Source organism: Kosakonia sp. CCTCC M2018092 (assembly GCF_003864115.1).
Classification (GTDB): domain Bacteria; phylum Pseudomonadota; class Gammaproteobacteria; order Enterobacterales; family Enterobacteriaceae; genus Kosakonia; species Kosakonia cowanii.
Genome location: NZ_CP034225.1, coordinates 1,919,721 through 1,937,001 on the forward strand (window position 1 = coordinate 1,919,721; position 17,281 = coordinate 1,937,001).

Genomic DNA, 17,281 nt, shown 5'->3' on the forward strand with positions numbered 1-17,281 from the left:
ACTGATATGAGCAACATTACTATCTATCACAACCCGGCCTGTGGCACCTCACGCAACACACTGGAGATGATCCGTAACAGCGGCATCGAACCCACCATCGTTTATTATCTCGATACTCCACCGGCACGTGATGAGCTAAAAAAACTCATTTCAGCTATGGGTATGCCGGTACGCGTATTGCTGCGTAAGAACGTAGAACCTTATGAACAATTAGGGCTTGAAGAAGAAAAATTCTCTGATGAGCAGTTAATCGATTTGATGCTTCAGAATCCGATCCTGATCAACCGGCCGATAGTAGTGACCCCGCTTGGCACTCGTCTTTGCCGCCCTTCAGAAATAGTGCTGGATATTCTACCGGAAGGTCAGAAAGGAGCGTTTACCAAAGAGGATGGCGAGAAGGTCATTGACGAAACTGGGAAGCGGATTAATTAATCTGCCCATTTAAAAAGATCGGACGCCTGGCATACGTTATGCGGACGTCCGCTTTTCGCTCATAGCGGACGTTTAAAGACGTTTTTTTACGCTGCTATTTTCATAATATGACTTCAACAGTAACGGTAACTCTTTGAAGGAAAATACGAATAATTTCAGTGAATATTCTGAAAAATTACTCTAACTTTTTGTTTTTTCATAACTACACAACTGATTTAAAATCCCTCGGCGTTCGCGCTGTGCGGGTTCAAGTCCCGCTCCGGGTACCATGGGGAAAAAGCAGAATAATCAAAGCAATAAGCAGTGTCGTGAAACCACCGAAAGGTGGTTTTTTTGTGCCTGAAATCTGGCTTCGTCAGGCTTTCGCCATCTCAAGTCAGGAATATTGCCATCCCGCAACCGTGGCTGACAAAATTCTGCTGTTGTATCTCATTGCATAAGGGGTATTTGGCTGACTCTAATTAGTCCGAGTCGCTAGCTACCTTGATATCGAAGGCGTTATATTTACGCTGTTAGTACAATTAGCCCATTCCTGATACGATCTTACTTCTTCTCTCTGAATGAACGATTTTCGTAGAAATTTGAGTTGCAGGTACCAGATTTTGGAGTTTCACTGATGAATCTTTTTCGCTAATCTATTCATTAATGGATGTGATTTATGGAGGTATCTGTGGTGGCTTTAGGATTGCCTGTGACTATCTTTGCTACAAAACGCCAGATGGATCATAGGTCAGCAGCGGATATGAAATGTGGTGATTTAACCGAAGAACAGTTAAAAAGAGACTTTCGTTTAACAGATGTTTCTACAAAAGTTGATCCATACAAACTTGAGCAGACTCCGACGTTAATAACTCCTCGCCCCGCTTATTACGATGGCCTTCTGAGTGGTGCTTTAAAAAAAGGTAAGACTATATCCCGTCTGGAATGTAGCAATATTATGTTTGATGAAATGCGTTCTCTATCAAGTCAGTTCGCCATGTACGGTGCATACAGGCAGTTGATAACTAAAATGATCACGCATTGGCAAACACAAAATGGTGCTGCTTTTCAGGACGCCGCTTTGAACATGGCCTTAAGAAATCAGATAATAAATGATAGTTCAGAGCAGAGTTCTTTAAAGGCTATAGTAGACGCCATCAACGATAAAGTTAACTATAAAGATAAAACATTGCATGAAAGTTCCCTTTATAGTATTGAATCATCTATTCAGAGCTCTATTTTACCGAAATTCTCACGTTTTAAAGATAATTTGAATGGTTTAGGTATTACTGTGCATGATATTTATGCAGTAAATATCAAATTGATTTCAATGAATGTTTATGAAAATAAATGGCAGGCTATAGTCAAATATACGGCACAAGATCATTTCGGGCTTGATGACGAAGATATAAAGAAAAGCTTATTTTTTGGACATCGCTTTTTCAGGATTTGGTTTGTATTACAGCGCTACAAGGCTTTCGGCTTTAAGCCTTTTTTTACTAACATGGAAACAGTGATCAAGATTCATGGAGGAATGTTTCAATGAGAAGAAAAAAGGTTGTTATAGTAACTATATTATTTTTTATATTTATTTCAGTATATATTTACTTGGATAACCGTCCCGTCAAAATCATTGCCGTTCACCAGGATAAAGCTTATTCAAGCATCATTGTCGATCATATGCCTCTGACAGCCAAAGGAAAAATAGAATGGTGGATGGATCATAAGGATAGGCTTTTCAAGGAGTACAATGTTCCCAAAGTCGATAGCGATGGGTTATTTCGTGTTTACTTTTGGGCTTTTGGTGAAGGTTACAAAGAATTAGGCAAATATGATCGACTCTGCTTTGATGATATGCCTGAGCCTAAGAATTGTATTGATAAAGACAACCTGATGATTGTTGCTAAGACGCGTGAGGGAAACATGCGATACACATTCGATGACTCCGTCTATATCCAAACCCCTGATGGTGCCCTCAAAAAAAGAAAATAATCTTTCTGATCACAAAAATAAGGCGCTCCAGTCAGAGCGCCCTCGTATTAACCCACTTCCGGCAACCATCCTGCCACAATCAAAAACTGAATAGTAATAATGGCGATACCGCAGGCGAAGATCAGGCACAGCGCCGGTTTCCCGCCCAGCACGCGATAACCGCTTTGCGGATGGTATTTGCGGCTCTGCCACGCCAGCATCGACGGCAACAGCAGGGCTAATACCGCAAGCGCAACGCCTGCGTAACCGAGCGCCATCACAAAACCACGCGGGTAGAAGAGGGCAAATGCCAGCGGCGGCAGGAAGGTGATGATGCCCGTTTGCAAGCGGCCGCTGACACTATTGCGGCGACGGAACAGATCGGCGAGGTAATCAAACAAGCCCAGCGAGACGCCGAGGAATGAGGTAGCCAGCGCCAGATCGGCAAAAAGGTGGATCGCCAGTTCAACATGCGCAGAGGCGACGACATCGCGCAGCGCCAGCAACAAGCCATTCAGCCCTGACTGGCTGGCAAGCAGGCCCATAAAGGTATGCGAGTCGATGCTGCCAAGCGTCGCCAGCTGCCAAAAGATATACGCCACCAGCGGAATGGCGCTACCGGTAATAAACACTTTGCGCAGCTGGCGAATGTTGCCGCCCATATAGCTGACAATGCTCGGCACGCTGCCGTGAAAACCGAACGAGGTAAAAATCACCGGCAGCGCTGAGAGCGCCAGCCCTTTTTCCAGCGGCATAGTCAGCAGGTTAGCCTGATGAACATGCGGCATTAACAATGCCAGCATAACCACCAAAAAGAGGATTTTGGCGCTGAAGAGAAAACGGTTGAAGAGATCGACCAGCGAGGTGCCAATGCAGACAACGCCGCCAGCCACCAGCGTAAAGATCAGCACGCCCGCGCTTGAGGAGAGCGAAACGTTAAACCACTCGCTGATACTTGAAGCAAGCAACTCACCAGCACCACTTATATAGGCAGCCGTCAGCGCGTACATCAGAAACATCATACTGAAGCCGGTGATCCACTGACCATAACGACCCAGATAGCGCTGCGCCAGCGAGCCCAGCCCGGTCTCGGCCGGAACATGCTGATAGACTTCAAGCAGCAGTAGGGCGGTATAACACATCACTGCCCATAATATGAAAAGCAGCCCCAGCGTCGTTGCAAATCCTACGCCCGCTGCTGCCAGCGGCATCGCCAGCATGCCCGCACCGATGGTGGTGCCAGCGACAATAAATACACTTCCAAGTGCCCGATTTTTCACACTTTCCTCTATTTCTGAACTCACTGCACACGCAATACGCGGCGCAGAGTAAGATAATTCCACCGTTTCGTCAAATGACCGTTACATCTGTTGTAATATTTTGTTTACGCTTTGTCGGGCGGATGAAAAAGAGCAACCACCGCCGATGTTGAGTGCGGAATCAGGCATTTTGTGACAGAGGGTAATCAGAGAGGAGTGTTGTGAAGCAGAAAGAAAAAAGGCGGTACAGAATTAACTGAACCGCCTTTATTATTAATTTTGTGCGTCGAGGGTCGCCAGCTCTTTATCAATAAAGTAGAGGCCTTCACCACTTTTACCCGCCAGCGTTAATTTATCAATTACCGATTTAAAGAGTTTCTCTTCTTCATGCTGCTCGGCAACATACCACTGCAGGAAATTAAAGGTCGGATAATCCTGTGACATCATTGCAACGTGCGCCAGCTCATTAATTTTTTGCGTAATATGCTGCTCATGTTGGTAAGTCGCGCGGAACAGTTCATCAAGGGAGGCATACTCTGCGACCGGTGAAGCAATATTTGCGATGCGCGGCAGGCTGCCAGTGTCCGTCAGGTAGTCGAACAGGCGCTGCATATGGGTCATCTCTTCCTGCGCGTGGCGGCGCAGAAACGCGGCGGCGCCTTCAAAACTGTGGTAGCTGCACCATGCGCTCATCTGTTGATAGAGCAGGGAAGAGAAGAGTTCCAGATTCATCTGTTCGTTAAGTTTTTCGATCATCTCTGCTTTTAACATCGCACGGCTCCGGAATTAAAAAAATAACAGGGGAAAGTGCCGCCACTATAATTTGTTATTTAATTATTTGCAAAAGGTAAAATAATAAAGCGTTTGATTAATAAAGAGAATGCGAATAACACGCATTGCCGGAGGGATATTTAAATGAATGAGAATTGTTTTGATTATTAATAAAAGAAAAAGCCAGCAATAATAGCTGGCTTCAGAATTTACCAGGCCGCGCGATTGGGGTCGATAGCGATACCGCGACACTGATATTGAATAGTGATTTTGGTGTTCATGCAGCCCGAACCGCTGATCAAACTACAGGTCTGCACCGGCTGACCAAACGCCACGGCGGTAGCGTAACCCAACTGCTGGCACTGTTTGTTGGCGGTGCCCTGGGCGACATACTCATCATAACGCGCGGTCTGCATCATCTGCTGATTAAAGCTCAGACGCACCACGCCGCTGGTGGTGTCCACACTGCTTACTTCTGCTTCTTTGGTGATGGTGCACCCGGCAAGGAGTAACAGCGTGGCGGCAATAACGACTCTCTTCATGACGTTGCTCTGCTTCATTTTTTGCATCTTCTCATCTTAATCGCCCCCTTTGTGCGGCAATCGACGGAATAACCCCCCGAACACCCTCTACTAATCAGGACGGCAGAAGCGGGCCGCTCAAAACTGTGAGGCGGCTTTTGATTTTTAAAACCATTTTTCACTAAATTTGAAAGTATGTTTGTGAGGTAGTAAGGTTTAGGTAACCTTTGCTATCCGAAGCACGTCCACAGGAGATGAAAATGAAAATTGCACTGATGATGGAAAACAGCCAGGCAGCGAAAAACGCCATCATTCTCAAAGAGCTGAAAACCGTAGCCGATGAGAAAGATTTTCCGGTGTATAACGTCGGCATGAGCGACGAAAATGACCATCATCTGACCTATATCCACCTCGGTATTATGGCCAGCATTCTGCTCAACTCTAAAGCGGTGGATTTCGTGGTGACCGGCTGCGGCACCGGGCAGGGCGCGCTGATGTCGCTAAACATCCATCCGGGCGTGGTCTGCGGTTACTGTATCGATCCGGCCGATGCCTTCCTGTTCGCGCAGATCAACAACGGAAACGCGCTGGCGCTGCCGTTTGCTAAGGGCTTTGGCTGGGGCGCAGAGCTGAATGTGCGTTTTATCTTTGAGAAAGCCTTTACCGGCCGCAACGGGGAAGGTTACCCGCCGGAGCGTAAAGAGCCGCAGGTGCGTAACGCCGGGATCCTGAACCAGGTGAAAGCAGCGGTGGTGAAAGAGAACTATCTCGATACGCTGCGCACCATCGATCGCGAACTGGTGAAAACCGCCGTTTCCGGCGAGCGTTTCCAGCAGTGCTTCTTCGAGAACTGCCAGAATAAAGAGATCGAAGCCTTCGTGCGTGAAGTGCTGGCCTGATAACCACCTTGCCTGATGGCGCTGCGCTTATCAGGCCTACGGGTAGGCAGCTTGCCATCGGTGTCTGCTTTGCCGGATGGCGCTACGCTTATCAGGCCTACGGGCAGGCAGCTTGCCATCGGTGTCTGCTTTGCCTGATGGCGCTGCGCTTATCAGGCCTACGGGGAGCGAATTTCTGTTCGTACCCGTAGGCCGGATAAGGCGTAAGCCGCCATCCGGCATCTCTGTTTAACGACTTTTCTGCGACACCGCGCTGCCGGCATCCTTCGTCAAACGCAGCGTATCAATCATTCCCACCAGACAGATCAACGCAATAAAGACAAACGCCAGCCGGAAACTGATCCCTTCCATTGTGCCTATCCCTAACCAGCCGCTGATATGTTCGCCAAGGCGAATACCAATCGCGCCAAGCGTGATACCAAGCCCCACCGCCAGCTGTGTCGCCGTGCTAAACAGCGTATTGGCATAACTCATCTGCGCGCCAGGCACATCGGCAAATGCCAGCGTGCTGACACCGGTAAACTGCACCGAGCGAAAAACGCCGCCAAGGTAGAGGATGGCAAAGATCAGCCACACCGGCGTATCGGCGGTGAGGAACGCGCAGGCCAGCAGGGCTATCACATTTAGCGCGCCGTTAAGCAACAGCAGCTTACGAAAGCCAAGCCAGCGGATAAGCGGCGTGGTCGCCGGTTTAATGGACAAATTCCCGGCAAACACCGCCAGCACCAGCAGCCCGGCGTGGAAAGGATCCATCCCAAACCCGACCTGAAACAGCAGCGGCAGCAGAAACGGCACCGCGCTGATCGAGGCGCGAAACAGCGAACCGCCATACATAGTGACGCGAAAAGTTGGTACCTGCATCGCGTCCAGGCGGATCATTGGCCACGCGTGGCGGCGGAAATGGCGCAGCGTAAAGGCAAACATCACCGCGCCAAGCGCCAACAGTGCCAGCGTCAATCCACCCTGTGGGTGTTGCGAACCGAGCGCTTCCATTGCGTACACCAGGCTCACCATCGCCACGCTGGTGGTGAGAAAGCCGGTTAAGTCGAAGGGACGGCGCTCCTCTTCGCGGATGTTGGGAATAATGCGCAGCGCCAGCGCCATCCCCAGCAGTCCGAGCGGCACATTAATAAAGAAGATCCAGCGCCAGTCCGCGTAGTGGGTAATAAACCCGCCGAGCGGCGGGCCGATAATCGGGGCCACCAGCGCCGGCCATGTCAGCGTAGCGATAGCGGTAATCAGCTGATGTTTGGGCGTAGTACGCAGCACCGCCAGCCGCCCGACCGGCACCATCAGCGCGCCGCCCATCCCCTGCAAAATACGCATCGCCACAAACATCTCGACGCTGGTGGAGAGCCCGCACAGCACCGAGGCGAAGGTGAAGATTGCCAGCGCCAGCGTAAAGACGGTGCGCGCGCCGAAGCGATCGGCGATCCAGCCGCTGGCGGGGATCAGTACAGCAAGCGTAATCAGATAGGCGCTGATACCGATATTGAGCGCCACCGCTTCGACGCCAAAGGTTTTTGCCATATCCGGCAGCGCGGTGGCGATCACCGTGCCATCAATAAACTCCATAAAGAAGGCGCCCGCGACCAGTAATGCAGCGGGAGAAACCGCACCTCGCGTTTGCGCAGGGGAACTTTCGGTCATTGAGAGTCTGCCATCCACAAAAAATAATTGAAGAAGCTAAAAATATTTTTAGCGCGCTAACTGTCGGATTTGTCATCAGATTGCTTATAAAACTACGCCAGTTTCAATTTTTGAAACGTGATTTCGCTCTCAGATAGATTGATTTTTGTGACGAGCGTCATATTATGTCGCCCATTAAGGCTCAACACCTGCCTGACTATTTGCCGGAGTGAAAGATGAAACTGCGTAAAATCCTGAAGCATATGTTTGAAACCTATTGCAAGACCTTCAAAGACGTCCCGCCTGGCGCGATGTTCTGAGAATAAAAAAACCTGCTGCGGCAGGTTTTTTTGTTTCTGCGCAACGCGGCCGCGCGCAAAACTACTCTTGCCCGCCGTTTCCCGCTACTATGGCGCCCTTTCAATAAGGAGCTTCCCATGTCGCAAAACACCCCCGCCGACCAGGAGCTGGTCTCTGACGTTGTCGCCTGCCAGCTGGTCATCAAACAGATCCTTGATGTCATTGACGTGATCGCGCCGGTTGAAGTGCGTGAAAAAATGGCTAACCAGCTTAAAACCATCGACTTCTCAACCCATCCCGCCGCCGCCGATCCGGTGACGCGCCGGGCGATTCAAAAAGCCATTGCGCTGATTGAACTGAAGTTCACCCCGCAGGGCGAAGCGCACTAACGCGCATATTATCGACATCCGGCCACGGGTCTGTGACGCAGCAAGGATTTTGAAACGCTGTTTTGATCAACAATAACGCCACCTGTTTCACCTGACCTCAACGGCAAGGAGTCGGTCATGAAAAAAGTGGCGGTATTGTTAGCGCCGGGTTTTGAAGAAGCGGAAGCGATTATCACGATTGATATTTTGCGCCGCTTAGAGATTGAAGTAGAGACGCTGGCCTGCGCGGATACCCGCGCGGTGGTCAGCTATCACGCCATTCCACTGGTGGCAGACAGCACCTTGTCCGAGCGGCAAGCGACGCTGTTCGATGCCATCGTCCTGCCCGGCGGGCCGCAGGGGAGCGTCAACCTCGCGGCCAGCAGCGATGTCGTGCAATTTGTTAAAGCCCACGATGCGGCAGGGAAACTGATCTGCCCGATCTGCTCCGCCGCTGCACGCGTGCTGGGTGGGAACAATTTGCTCAACGGGCGTCGGTATGTCTGTTCCGGCGATCTCTATCAACAAGTGCAAGACGGCGAGTATGTCGATGCGCCGGTCGTTGAAGATGGCAACCTGATCAGCGGCAAAGGTCTGGGACACGCTTTCGACTTTGCCTTTACGCTTGCCGCGCGCCTGCTGGGCGACGAAAAACCCGTTCGCGATCACGCCGATCACATCTACTACCGCTGGTAATCGTTTCGCCCGGCCGCGCCCTGTGGCCGGGTACAAGGATAAGCTGGCTGACGTTATGGATTATCCTGCTTTCACCCTTGCGATTTGTCTGACAAAAGCCGCCGACTTTATGGCTAAATCCGCTGAATTTATGTACGGAATTACTGTAATTCAGCCGTGTGATGCCGCTCTCCTATGGAGAATCAATTTCCCGCTAAAACTATTTCCAGCACAGATGTCCATCTGATGCATGGGCGCTAATGCCTTGTTTTTTGAACTTTTAGCAATACCAATTATTTCTGTTCCCTACATAAAAGCGTGTTTAAGCCGGAGTTTACCATGCACAAATTCACTAAAGCGTTGGCGGCCATCGGCCTGGCTGCCGTTATGTCACAATCCGCTATCGCTGAAACCATGAAGCTCGGGTTTCTGGTTAAACAGCCGGAAGAACCCTGGTTCCAGACTGAGTGGAAATTCGCTGACAAAGCGGGCAAAGAGTTAGGTTTCGAGGTGATTAAAATCGCCGTCCCGGATGGCGAAAAAACGCTGAACGCCATTGATAGCCTGGCGGCCAGCGGCGCGAAAGGGTTTGTCATCTGTACGCCGGATCCGAAACTGGGCTCCGCTATCATGGCGAAAGCACGCGGTTACGACATGAAAGTGATTGCCGTCGATGACCAGTTCGTCAATGCCAAAGGCAAGCCGATGGATACCGTTCCGCTGGTGATGATGGCGGCCAGTGAAATCGGCGCGCGTCAGGGCGAGGAGCTCTATAAAGAGATGCAGAAACGCGGCTGGGATGTAAAAGAGACCGGCGTGATGGCAATCACCGCTAACGAACTCGACACCGCCCGTCGCCGTACCTCCGGCTCGATGGACGCGCTGAAAAAAGCTGGCTTCCCGGAAAAACAGATCTACCAGGTGCCGACCAAATCTAACGATATCCCCGGCGCATTCGATGCCGGTAACTCCCTGCTGGTACAGCACCCGGAAGTGAAACACTGGCTGGTGCTCGGTATGAACGATAACACCGTGCTGGGCGGCGTGCGCGCCACCGAAGGCCAGGGCTTTAAAGCGGCAGATGTGATTGGCATCGGTATTAACGGTGTCGATGCGGTGAGCGAGCTGTCGAAAGGGCAGGCCACCGGCTTCTATGGCTCACTGCTGCCAAGCCCGGACGTGCATGGCTATAAAACCAGCGAACTGCTCTACAACTGGGTGACCAAAGGCGTTGAGCCGCCGAAATTCACCGCGGTGACCGATGTGGTGCTGATCACCCGCGATAACTTCAAAGAAGAGCTGGCGAAGAAAGGACTGTAAGGCTCTGTCGGTTGCGCTCCCCGTGCAAACGGGGAGCCTGTCGTACCCTCAACTGCTTCACGGAGACGTTATGCAACACTCCACTCCCTATCTCTCGTTTCGCGGCATCAGCAAAACCTTTCCCGGCGTCAAGGCGCTGAGCGATATCACTTTTGACTGTTACGCCGGGCAGGTGCACGCGCTGATGGGCGAAAATGGCGCGGGGAAATCCACCCTGCTGAAGATCCTCAGCGGTAACTACGCGCCCACCGGCGGCACGCTGGCGATCAAAGGCGAAGAGGTGGTGTTTAGCGACACCACTGCGGCGCTGAATGCCGGTGTGGCGATCATCTATCAGGAGCTGCACCTGGTGCCGGAGATGACCGTCGCGGAAAATATCTACCTTGGTCAACTGCCGCAAAAAGGTGGCATTGTGAACCGCTCGCTGCTCAACTACGAAGCGGGCCTGCAATTACAGCATCTTGGGCTGGATATCGATCCCCAGACGCCGCTTAAATATCTCTCTATCGGTCAATGGCAGATGGTGGAGATTGCCAAAGCACTGGCGCGCAACGCCAAAGTGATCGCCTTTGACGAACCGACCAGCTCCCTTTCGGCACGTGAAATCGACAACCTGTTCCGCGTCATCCGCGAACTGCGCAAAGAGGGCAGGGTGATCCTCTATGTTTCCCACCGTATGGAGGAGATTTTTGCTCTCAGCGACGCCATTACCGTCTTTAAAGATGGCCGCTACGTGCGCACCTTCAGCGATATGCAGCAGGTCAACCACGATCAACTGGTGCAGGCGATGGTCGGGCGCGAGCTGGGCGATATCTACGGCTGGCAGCCGCGCCCCTGTGGCGAAGAGCGTCTGCGCCTGGAGCAGGTGAAAGCCCCGGGCGTACGCACGCCCATCAGCTTAAGCGTGCGCAGCGGCGAAATTGTCGGCCTCTTCGGTCTGGTCGGTGCCGGGCGCAGCGAACTGATGAAAGGGCTGTTCGGCGGGACGAAGATCACCGAAGGGCAGGTCTTTATCGATGGCGAAGCGATCAACATTCAGAAACCGGCCCACGCTATTCGCGCAGGGATGATGCTCTGCCCGGAGGATCGTAAAGCCGAAGGGATTATCCCGGTGCACTCGGTGCAGGAGAACATCAATATCAGCGCCCGGCGCAAATACATTCGCGCAGGCTGCCTGATTAACGATGGCTGGGAGAGCGAGAACGCCGCGCACCATATTCGCGCGCTCAATATCAAAACCCCCGGTGCCGAACAGCTGATTATGAATCTCTCTGGCGGCAACCAGCAGAAGGCGATCCTCGGTCGCTGGCTGTCGGAGGAGATGAAAGTGATCCTGCTTGATGAGCCGACGCGCGGTATCGACGTGGGTGCCAAGCATGAGATCTACAACGTGATATACGCGCTGGCCGCGCGTGGCGTCGCGGTGCTCTTTGCTTCAAGTGACTTACCCGAAGTGCTCGGCGTTGCCGACCGCATCGTGGTGATGCGCGAAGGGGAGATTGCCGGTGAGGTGTTACACGGTCAGGGTGATGAACAGCAGGTGTTGAGCCTGGCTATGCCAAAAGTGAGCCAGGCGGTCGCCTGAGTGAGGAGAAAACGATGTCATCTTTAACAACGGCCCGCGCGCCGAAAAAGTCGCCCTTTAGCGTCGGGCGCATCTGGGATCAGTTTGGCATGCTGGTGGTCTTCGCGGTGCTGTTTATCGGCTGCGCGGTGTTTGTGCCAAACTTCGCCTCCTTCGTCAATATGAAGGGGCTGGGGCTGGCGATCTCGATGTCCGGAATGGTCGCCTGCGGCATGCTTTTTTGCCTCGCCTCCGGCGATTTCGATCTCTCAGTCGCCTCGGTGATTGCCTGCGCCGGTGTGACCACGGCGGTGGTGATTAACCTTAGCGAAAGCTTGTGGATTGGCGTCGCCGCCGGTTTGCTGCTCGGTGTGGTCAGCGGCTTTATTAACGGCTTCGTTATTGCCCGCTTAAAGATCAACGCCCTGATCACAACCCTTGCGACTATGCAGATTGTGCGCGGGCTGGCTTATATCATCTCTGATGGTAAAGCGGTCGGCATCGAAGATGAGCGCTTCTTCGAGCTTGGCTACGCTAACTGGCTGGGCTTGCCTGCGCCAATCTGGCTGACGGTTGGCTGCCTGATTATCTTCGGCTTCCTGCTTAATCGCACCACCTTTGGCCGCAATACGCTGGCGATTGGCGGTAATGAAGAGGCCGCGCGGCTGGCGGGTGTGCCGGTGGTGCGTACCAAAATCATCATCTTTGTGCTTTCCGGGCTGGTGTCGGCTGCGGCAGGGATTATTCTCGCTTCGCGCATGACCAGCGGACAGCCGATGACCTCCATCGGTTATGAGCTGATTGTCATCTCTGCCTGCGTATTGGGTGGGGTTTCGCTCAAGGGCGGCATAGGAAAAATCTCGTATGTAGTGGCAGGTATTCTGATTCTTGGCACCGTTGAGAACGCCATGAACCTGCTCAATATCTCTCCCTTCTCGCAGTACGTCGTACGCGGTCTGATCCTACTGGCAGCAGTGATCTTCGACCGTTACAAGCAGAAAGCGAAGCGCACGGTATAACGCTAACTGCTTAAATTATCGACACAACCTTTCAGTGTAATTCCCCCTTTAGCCAGCCGCGAATGCGGCTGGTCTTTCATTGTTAAAATGGCGAGCGGCGTCACACTGTCTATACTTACATAGCTAATGATAATGGGCCGCAGCAAAATATCGGCTCACATGATGAATGTAAGGAGGAAACAAGGGTGGACGACGCGTTATCAAAACCGCCTCTCTTTTCCGGTGATTTTGCCTTTTTTTTCGATTTGGATGGCACCCTCGCTGATATTAAACCGCGCCCGGATGAAGTTTTCATTCCGGAACAGGTGCTGACCAGACTTTCATTGCTTGCAGAGATGAATAACGGCGCGCTGGCGTTAATTTCAGGGCGCTCCATTAGCGAGCTTGATGAGCTCGTTAAACCGTATCGTTTCCCGCTGGCCGGTGTTCACGGGGCAGAGCGTCGCGATATCTCAGGTCAAACGGAACGGGTGACATTACCGAAAGAGGTTCTTATTCCGCTGGAGCAGGCGCTTCGGCAAGGGCTGGCGTCGCTTGACGGCGTCGTGCTGGAAACCAAAGGGATGGCATTCGCACTGCACTATCGCCAGGCACCGCAGTATGAAGATGCGGTTTTTGCCCTGGCCCAACAGATGGTTGATACCTTCCCGCAACTGGCCATGCAGCCAGGCAAATGTGTGGTTGAACTAAAACCGTCCGACATTCATAAGGGCGCGGCCATTGAAGCCTTTCTGCGCACGCCGCCCTTCACCGGCAGGAAACCGGTGTTTCTTGGTGACGATCTTACTGATGAACATGGTTTTGAAACCGTCAATAAACTGGGCGGTATCTCGATTAAAGTCGGTTCAGGCGAAACCCACGCACAGTGGCGGCTGAACGACGTCCGGGATGTTCATCACTGGTTGGAACGTATGTCCGAGTATCAAGAACAAGAAGAAAAGGCGCTAACAAACAGGAGAGATGGCTATGAGTCGCTTAGTCGTAGTATCTAATCGAATTGCACCGCCTGATGATAAAAAAGCCAGTGCTGGCGGACTGGCAGTCGGTATTTTGGGCGCACTGAAAGCCGCAGGCGGCGTCTGGTTTGGCTGGAGCGGCGAAATCGGCGATGAAGATCAACCGTTGAAAGAGGTGAGCAAAGGGAACATTACCTGGGTCTCCTTCAACCTCAGCGAAGAGCATCACGAGCAGTATTACAATCAGTTTTCTAACGCCGTGCTGTGGCCCGCTTTCCACTACCGTCTCGACCTGGTGAAATTCCAGCGCGAAGCGTGGGATGGCTATCAGGAAGTGAACGCCTTACTGGCCGATAAGCTGGTGCCGCTGCTGAAAGAGGATGACATTCTCTGGATCCACGACTATCACCTGCTGCCGTTTGCCAACGAGCTGCGTAAACGCGGCGTGAAAAACCAGATTGGCTTCTTCCTGCATATTCCTTTCCCGACGCCGGAGATCTTCAACGCCCTGCCGCCGCATGCGGAGCTGCTGGAGCAACTGTGCGATTACGATCTGCTCGGCTTCCAGACCGAAAGCGATCGCACCGCGTTCCTCGACAGCGTGTCGATGCAGACGCGTCTCAGCACGCGTAACAGTAAAGAGCATATGGCGTGGGGCAGAAATTTCCGTACCGAAGTCTACCCGATCGGTATTGAGCCGAATGAGATTGCTCAGCAGGCATCCGGTCCGCTGCCGCCTAAGCTGGCGCAGCTGAAAGCCGAGCTGAAGAATGTGAAGAACATCTTCTCCGTTGAGCGTCTGGACTACTCCAAAGGTTTACCGGAGCGTTTCCTCGCTTATGAGACGCTGCTGGAGAAATTCCCCGAGCACCACGGCAAAATCCGCTATACGCAGATTGCGCCGACCTCGCGCGGTGAAGTGCAGGCTTATCAGGATATCCGTCACCAGTTGGAGACGGAAGCGGGGCGCATTAACGGTAAATATGGCCAGCTTGGCTGGACGCCGCTCTACTACCTCAACCAGCATTTCGATCGCAAAGTGCTGATGAAGGTCTTCCGTTACGCCGAAGTGGGTCTGGTAACGCCACTGCGTGACGGGATGAACCTGGTAGCGAAAGAGTATGTGGCGGCGCAGGATCCGGAAAACCCGGGTGTGCTGGTGCTGTCGCAGTTTGCCGGTGCGGCGAACGAGCTGACCTCCGCATTGCTGGTTAACCCTTACGATCGGGACGATGTGGCTGCGGCACTCGACCGTGCGCTGCGCATGCCGCTGGCAGAGCGTATTTCGCGCCATGCGGAGATGCTGAAGATTATTCAGGAGAATGATATCGACCACTGGCAGCAGAGGTTTATCAGCGACCTAAAGCAAATCACGCCACGTAGCGCGCAGAGCGAGCTACAAAACAAAGTGGCGACCTTCCCGAAACTGGCTTAAGCCGTAAAACAGAACGCTCCCGCGAAAACGGGAGCGTTTTTTTTATCCCTCCAGCGACACCAGCAGCACATCTACCTCGCTGTTCTTCACAATACTCTTCGCCGAACAGGCCGCCCGCGAGAAAAAGGTCTGGTTATGGTTGCCGCATATCACCAGATCGACCCCCCTGGTGCGGCAGACATGCGCGATATGCTCACACAATTCGCCCGTGGCGATCAGCGTCTGCTCAATCGGATAAGTTGTACTGGTTACCAATTCGTTAAGAAACTGTTGCAATTCTTCCTGTAAGAGGGTTCGGACACTCTCCATCATCGGCGCAGCAAGCTGATTGTAGAGTTCGGGGTCGGCGGCAAGGGTAATTAATGTGATGCGGGCGTGAGAAGGGCGAGCAATATCAATCGCTTTGGCGAGTAGCTGACGACTTTCCGAGGTCATCGCCACCGCAACCAGAAGATGCGCGTAGGCCATTGCGTTCTCCACGAGGTATTCCAGTTTTTCTCACCATTACTCTGTTTCAGGCTCCAGCGCAAGCCACGAACATTGCCACTCTGTGAAGGTAATCATAAATATTCATTAATTATTCTTACGTAACAGAGCGTACATATAATAAGCAAGTTAACGAAAATTGAATACCTAACTGAAATTTAAAGAATATATCGCTAAATTCCTTCGCAGTTCATCAGGCTCATTAACGAAATCGATATGGTAACTTAAGTCAACTAATTAGCAGCACTAAAATCTTAACTTATTGTTTTGTAAGTATATTTATTTATGTGTCTGCAATAGATACGTTTTGCTGAATCGAGGCTTTCTAGCATGTCATACCTCTGACCAGTAGCGGTTTTTTGCGATTGGTACTGCATTAGTATTCGTACTAGTGGAATAAAAAAGGGTTCAATCGAGCAATAAAACATCAAATCACAAGCGAGACTGATAGATTTCTGATCAATAATCACGTAAATTATGTGACGTGGATCACAAAAATTTCAAATTCCCGCTCTGTTCAGATTGTATGTCTCAGCACCTACGAGTACAGTTGCGTCGAATTAGGAAAAATCTTAGTTCTTTGTAAGAAATGATTAAGAGAGCAGCAAGGCATTAACATCTCAACGAAGCGCCTTGCTCGCGAGATCCTGAGTCAGTTATGCATTTAGCCTTTCTTTTTTATACCGGGTTTTTTCCCGGCGACATCACGGGGTGCGGCTTAGCCGCATAAGATTCAAGTTGGTTATTCTGGATGGGAAAAATGCATACATCCGAGTTGCTGAAACACGTTTACGATATCAATCTGTCATATTTACTCCTTGCTCAGCGTCTGATTAGCCAGGACAAAGCCTCCGCCATGTTCCGTTTAGGGATTAATGAAGAGATGGCAAACACGCTGGGTGAATTAACCCTGCCGCAAATGGTGAAATTGGCTGAAACCAATCAGCTTATTTGTCAGTTCCGTTTTGACAATCATCAGACAATCACTCGTCTGACCCAGGAATCGCGTGTGGATGACTTGCAGCAAGTCCATACCGGTATTTTGCTTTCAACCCGCCTGCTCAACGAATCATCTAAAAACGGCGACGCGGCCAGGAAGAAAAGGGCTTAACTATGAGTGAGAAAAGCATTGTTCAGGAAGCACGCGACATTCAGTTAGCAATGGAACTGATTACGCTGGGTGCGCGTTTACAGATGCTGGAGAGTGAGACGCAGCTTAGCCGCGGTCGTCTTATCAAACTCTATAAAGAGTTGCGTGGTAGCCCGCCGCCAAAAGGCATGCTGCCATTCTCCACCGACTGGTTTATGACCTGGGAACAAAACATCCATGCGTCGATGTTCTGCAACGCCTGGCAGTTTTTGTTAAAAACCGGTCTGTGCAGCGGCGTTGACGCAGTCATTAAAGCTTACCGACTCTACCTCGAACAGTGCCCTCATTCTGATGAAGGCCCGCTGCTGGCGCTGACTCGCGCCTGGACGCTGGTCCGTTTCATGGAAAGCGGAATGCTGGAGTTGTCGCGCTGTAACTGCTGCAACGGTAACTTTGTTACCCATGCTCATCAGCCTGTTGGTAGCTTTGCCTGCAGTTTATGCCAGCCGCCGTCCCGCGCGGTAAAAAGACGTAAACTTTCGCCGGAAGCTGCCGATATTATTCCACAACTGCTGGAAGAACAGATCGATCAGGCTGTTTAACCGAA

The 17,281-nt window shown here is 51.7% G+C and carries 19 protein-coding genes; 14 read left to right on the forward strand and 5 right to left on the reverse strand.

Annotated elements, in window-relative coordinates:
- Positions 1 to 6: 6 nt before the first annotated feature.
- From arsC to EH164_RS09175, 3 genes are all read left to right on the forward strand, one after another.
- Positions 7 to 432 (forward strand): glutaredoxin-dependent arsenate reductase, encoded by a 426-nt coding sequence (gene arsC / locus EH164_RS09165; protein ID WP_076770364.1) that lies wholly within the window; start codon positions 7 to 9, stop codon positions 430 to 432.
- Positions 433 to 1,090: 658 nt separating this feature from the next.
- A complete protein-coding gene (locus EH164_RS09170; RefSeq protein ID WP_124968020.1) occupies positions 1,091 to 1,957 on the forward strand; it encodes a DUF3289 family protein in 867 nt (288 codons plus the stop codon).
- Positions 1,954 to 2,403: a DUF943 family protein gene (locus EH164_RS09175; protein ID WP_124968021.1), complete on the forward strand. Its 450-nt coding sequence runs from the start codon at positions 1,954 to 1,956 to the stop codon at positions 2,401 to 2,403. Before EH164_RS09170 ends, EH164_RS09175 begins: the two co-directional genes overlap by 4 nt.
- Positions 2,404 to 2,450: 47 nt before the next feature.
- On the opposite strand, the gene tyrP is transcribed toward EH164_RS09175, so the two are convergent.
- The 3 genes from tyrP to yecR all read right to left on the reverse strand — a co-directional run bounded on the left by tyrP (position 2,451) and on the right by yecR (position 4,954).
- Positions 2,451 to 3,662, reverse strand: a complete 1,212-nt coding sequence (gene tyrP / locus EH164_RS09180) for a tyrosine transporter TyrP (protein WP_124968022.1) — start codon at positions 3,660 to 3,662, stop codon at positions 2,451 to 2,453.
- A gap of 252 nt (positions 3,663 to 3,914) precedes the next feature.
- Positions 3,915 to 4,412, reverse strand: a complete 498-nt coding sequence (ftnA, locus tag EH164_RS09185) for a non-heme ferritin (RefSeq protein ID WP_124968023.1) — start codon at positions 4,410 to 4,412, stop codon at positions 3,915 to 3,917.
- A gap of 209 nt (positions 4,413 to 4,621) precedes the next feature.
- Positions 4,622 to 4,954 (reverse strand): YecR family lipoprotein, encoded by a 333-nt coding sequence (gene yecR, locus EH164_RS09190; protein WP_023480136.1) that lies wholly within the window; start codon positions 4,952 to 4,954, stop codon positions 4,622 to 4,624.
- Between the two features lie 239 nt (positions 4,955 to 5,193).
- On the opposite strand from yecR, the gene EH164_RS09195 reads away from it, so the two are divergent.
- Positions 5,194 to 5,832: an RpiB/LacA/LacB family sugar-phosphate isomerase gene (locus EH164_RS09195; RefSeq protein ID WP_042714919.1), complete on the forward strand. Its 639-nt coding sequence runs from the start codon at positions 5,194 to 5,196 to the stop codon at positions 5,830 to 5,832.
- 228 nt (positions 5,833 to 6,060) lie between these two features.
- Here the strand turns inward: EH164_RS09195 and EH164_RS09200 are convergent, their stop codons facing one another.
- Positions 6,061 to 7,482: an MFS transporter gene (locus tag EH164_RS09200; protein WP_124968024.1), complete on the reverse strand. Its 1,422-nt coding sequence runs from the start codon at positions 7,480 to 7,482 to the stop codon at positions 6,061 to 6,063.
- Between the two features lie 215 nt (positions 7,483 to 7,697).
- Between EH164_RS09200 and azuC the strand changes: the two genes are divergently transcribed.
- From azuC to otsA, 8 genes are all read left to right on the forward strand, one after another.
- Positions 7,698 to 7,781, forward strand: a complete 84-nt coding sequence (gene azuC / locus EH164_RS09205) for a stress response protein AzuC (protein WP_017458329.1) — start codon at positions 7,698 to 7,700, stop codon at positions 7,779 to 7,781.
- Between the two features lie 117 nt (positions 7,782 to 7,898).
- A complete protein-coding gene (locus tag EH164_RS09210) occupies positions 7,899 to 8,150 on the forward strand; it encodes a DUF2766 family protein (protein ID WP_023480161.1) in 252 nt (83 codons plus the stop codon).
- A gap of 117 nt (positions 8,151 to 8,267) precedes the next feature.
- Complete coding sequence (locus EH164_RS09215; RefSeq protein WP_124968025.1) at positions 8,268 to 8,825, forward strand: DJ-1 family glyoxalase III; 558 nt, start codon at positions 8,268 to 8,270, stop codon at positions 8,823 to 8,825.
- A gap of 318 nt (positions 8,826 to 9,143) precedes the next feature.
- Entirely contained in the window at positions 9,144 to 10,124 is a 981-nt protein-coding gene (locus EH164_RS09220; RefSeq protein WP_023480146.1) for an arabinose ABC transporter substrate-binding protein, read from the forward strand.
- A 70-nt stretch (positions 10,125 to 10,194) separates the two neighbouring features.
- Positions 10,195 to 11,709, forward strand: a complete 1,515-nt coding sequence (gene araG, locus EH164_RS09225) for an L-arabinose ABC transporter ATP-binding protein AraG (RefSeq protein WP_124968026.1) — start codon at positions 10,195 to 10,197, stop codon at positions 11,707 to 11,709.
- A 14-nt stretch (positions 11,710 to 11,723) separates the two neighbouring features.
- Positions 11,724 to 12,707 (forward strand): L-arabinose ABC transporter permease AraH, encoded by a 984-nt coding sequence (gene araH, locus EH164_RS09230; protein ID WP_023480059.1) that lies wholly within the window; start codon positions 11,724 to 11,726, stop codon positions 12,705 to 12,707.
- 185 nt (positions 12,708 to 12,892) lie between these two features.
- The gene (otsB, locus tag EH164_RS09235) at positions 12,893 to 13,699 is read left to right on the forward strand and encodes a trehalose-phosphatase (protein WP_124968027.1); all 807 of its coding nucleotides are present in this window, start codon (positions 12,893 to 12,895) and stop codon (positions 13,697 to 13,699) included.
- Complete coding sequence (gene otsA / locus EH164_RS09240; protein WP_124968028.1) at positions 13,674 to 15,098, forward strand: alpha,alpha-trehalose-phosphate synthase; 1,425 nt, start codon at positions 13,674 to 13,676, stop codon at positions 15,096 to 15,098. The genes otsB and otsA overlap by 26 nt, the downstream gene beginning before the upstream one ends.
- 42 nt (positions 15,099 to 15,140) lie before the next feature.
- On the opposite strand, the gene uspC is transcribed toward otsA, so the two are convergent.
- Positions 15,141 to 15,566: a universal stress protein UspC gene (uspC, locus tag EH164_RS09245; RefSeq protein WP_124968029.1), complete on the reverse strand. Its 426-nt coding sequence runs from the start codon at positions 15,564 to 15,566 to the stop codon at positions 15,141 to 15,143.
- A gap of 778 nt (positions 15,567 to 16,344) precedes the next feature.
- On the opposite strand from uspC, the gene flhD reads away from it, so the two are divergent.
- Positions 16,345 to 16,695, forward strand: a complete 351-nt coding sequence (gene flhD / locus EH164_RS09250) for a flagellar transcriptional regulator FlhD (protein WP_023480187.1) — start codon at positions 16,345 to 16,347, stop codon at positions 16,693 to 16,695.
- A gap of 2 nt (positions 16,696 to 16,697) precedes the next feature.
- The gene (flhC, locus tag EH164_RS09255) at positions 16,698 to 17,276 is read left to right on the forward strand and encodes a flagellar transcriptional regulator FlhC (RefSeq protein ID WP_023480091.1); all 579 of its coding nucleotides are present in this window, start codon (positions 16,698 to 16,700) and stop codon (positions 17,274 to 17,276) included.
- Positions 17,277 to 17,281: the final 5 nt, after the last annotated feature.

Coding starts and splice junctions, on each gene's coding strand:
- EH164_RS09175 (WP_124968021.1), top strand. CDS start 1,954: ATGAGAAGAAAAAAGGTTGTTATAGTAACTATATTATTTTTTATATTT.
- EH164_RS09220 (WP_023480146.1), top strand. CDS start 9,144: ATGCACAAATTCACTAAAGCGTTGGCGGCCATCGGCCTGGCTGCCGTT.
- EH164_RS09210 (WP_023480161.1), top strand. CDS start 7,899: ATGTCGCAAAACACCCCCGCCGACCAGGAGCTGGTCTCTGACGTTGTC.
- EH164_RS09170 (WP_124968020.1), top strand. CDS start 1,091: ATGGAGGTATCTGTGGTGGCTTTAGGATTGCCTGTGACTATCTTTGCT.
- flhC (WP_023480091.1), top strand. CDS start 16,698: ATGAGTGAGAAAAGCATTGTTCAGGAAGCACGCGACATTCAGTTAGCA.
- arsC (WP_076770364.1), top strand. CDS start 7: ATGAGCAACATTACTATCTATCACAACCCGGCCTGTGGCACCTCACGC.
- EH164_RS09200 (WP_124968024.1), bottom strand. CDS start 7,482: ATGACCGAAAGTTCCCCTGCGCAAACGCGAGGTGCGGTTTCTCCCGCT.
- yecR (WP_023480136.1), bottom strand. CDS start 4,954: ATGAAGAGAGTCGTTATTGCCGCCACGCTGTTACTCCTTGCCGGGTGC.
- otsA (WP_124968028.1), top strand. CDS start 13,674: ATGAGTCGCTTAGTCGTAGTATCTAATCGAATTGCACCGCCTGATGAT.
- flhD (WP_023480187.1), top strand. CDS start 16,345: ATGCATACATCCGAGTTGCTGAAACACGTTTACGATATCAATCTGTCA.
- EH164_RS09215 (WP_124968025.1), top strand. CDS start 8,268: ATGAAAAAAGTGGCGGTATTGTTAGCGCCGGGTTTTGAAGAAGCGGAA.
- uspC (WP_124968029.1), bottom strand. CDS start 15,566: ATGGCCTACGCGCATCTTCTGGTTGCGGTGGCGATGACCTCGGAAAGT.
- EH164_RS09195 (WP_042714919.1), top strand. CDS start 5,194: ATGAAAATTGCACTGATGATGGAAAACAGCCAGGCAGCGAAAAACGCC.
- araH (WP_023480059.1), top strand. CDS start 11,724: ATGTCATCTTTAACAACGGCCCGCGCGCCGAAAAAGTCGCCCTTTAGC.
- araG (WP_124968026.1), top strand. CDS start 10,195: ATGCAACACTCCACTCCCTATCTCTCGTTTCGCGGCATCAGCAAAACC.
- ftnA (WP_124968023.1), bottom strand. CDS start 4,412: ATGTTAAAAGCAGAGATGATCGAAAAACTTAACGAACAGATGAATCTG.
- azuC (WP_017458329.1), top strand. CDS start 7,698: ATGAAACTGCGTAAAATCCTGAAGCATATGTTTGAAACCTATTGCAAG.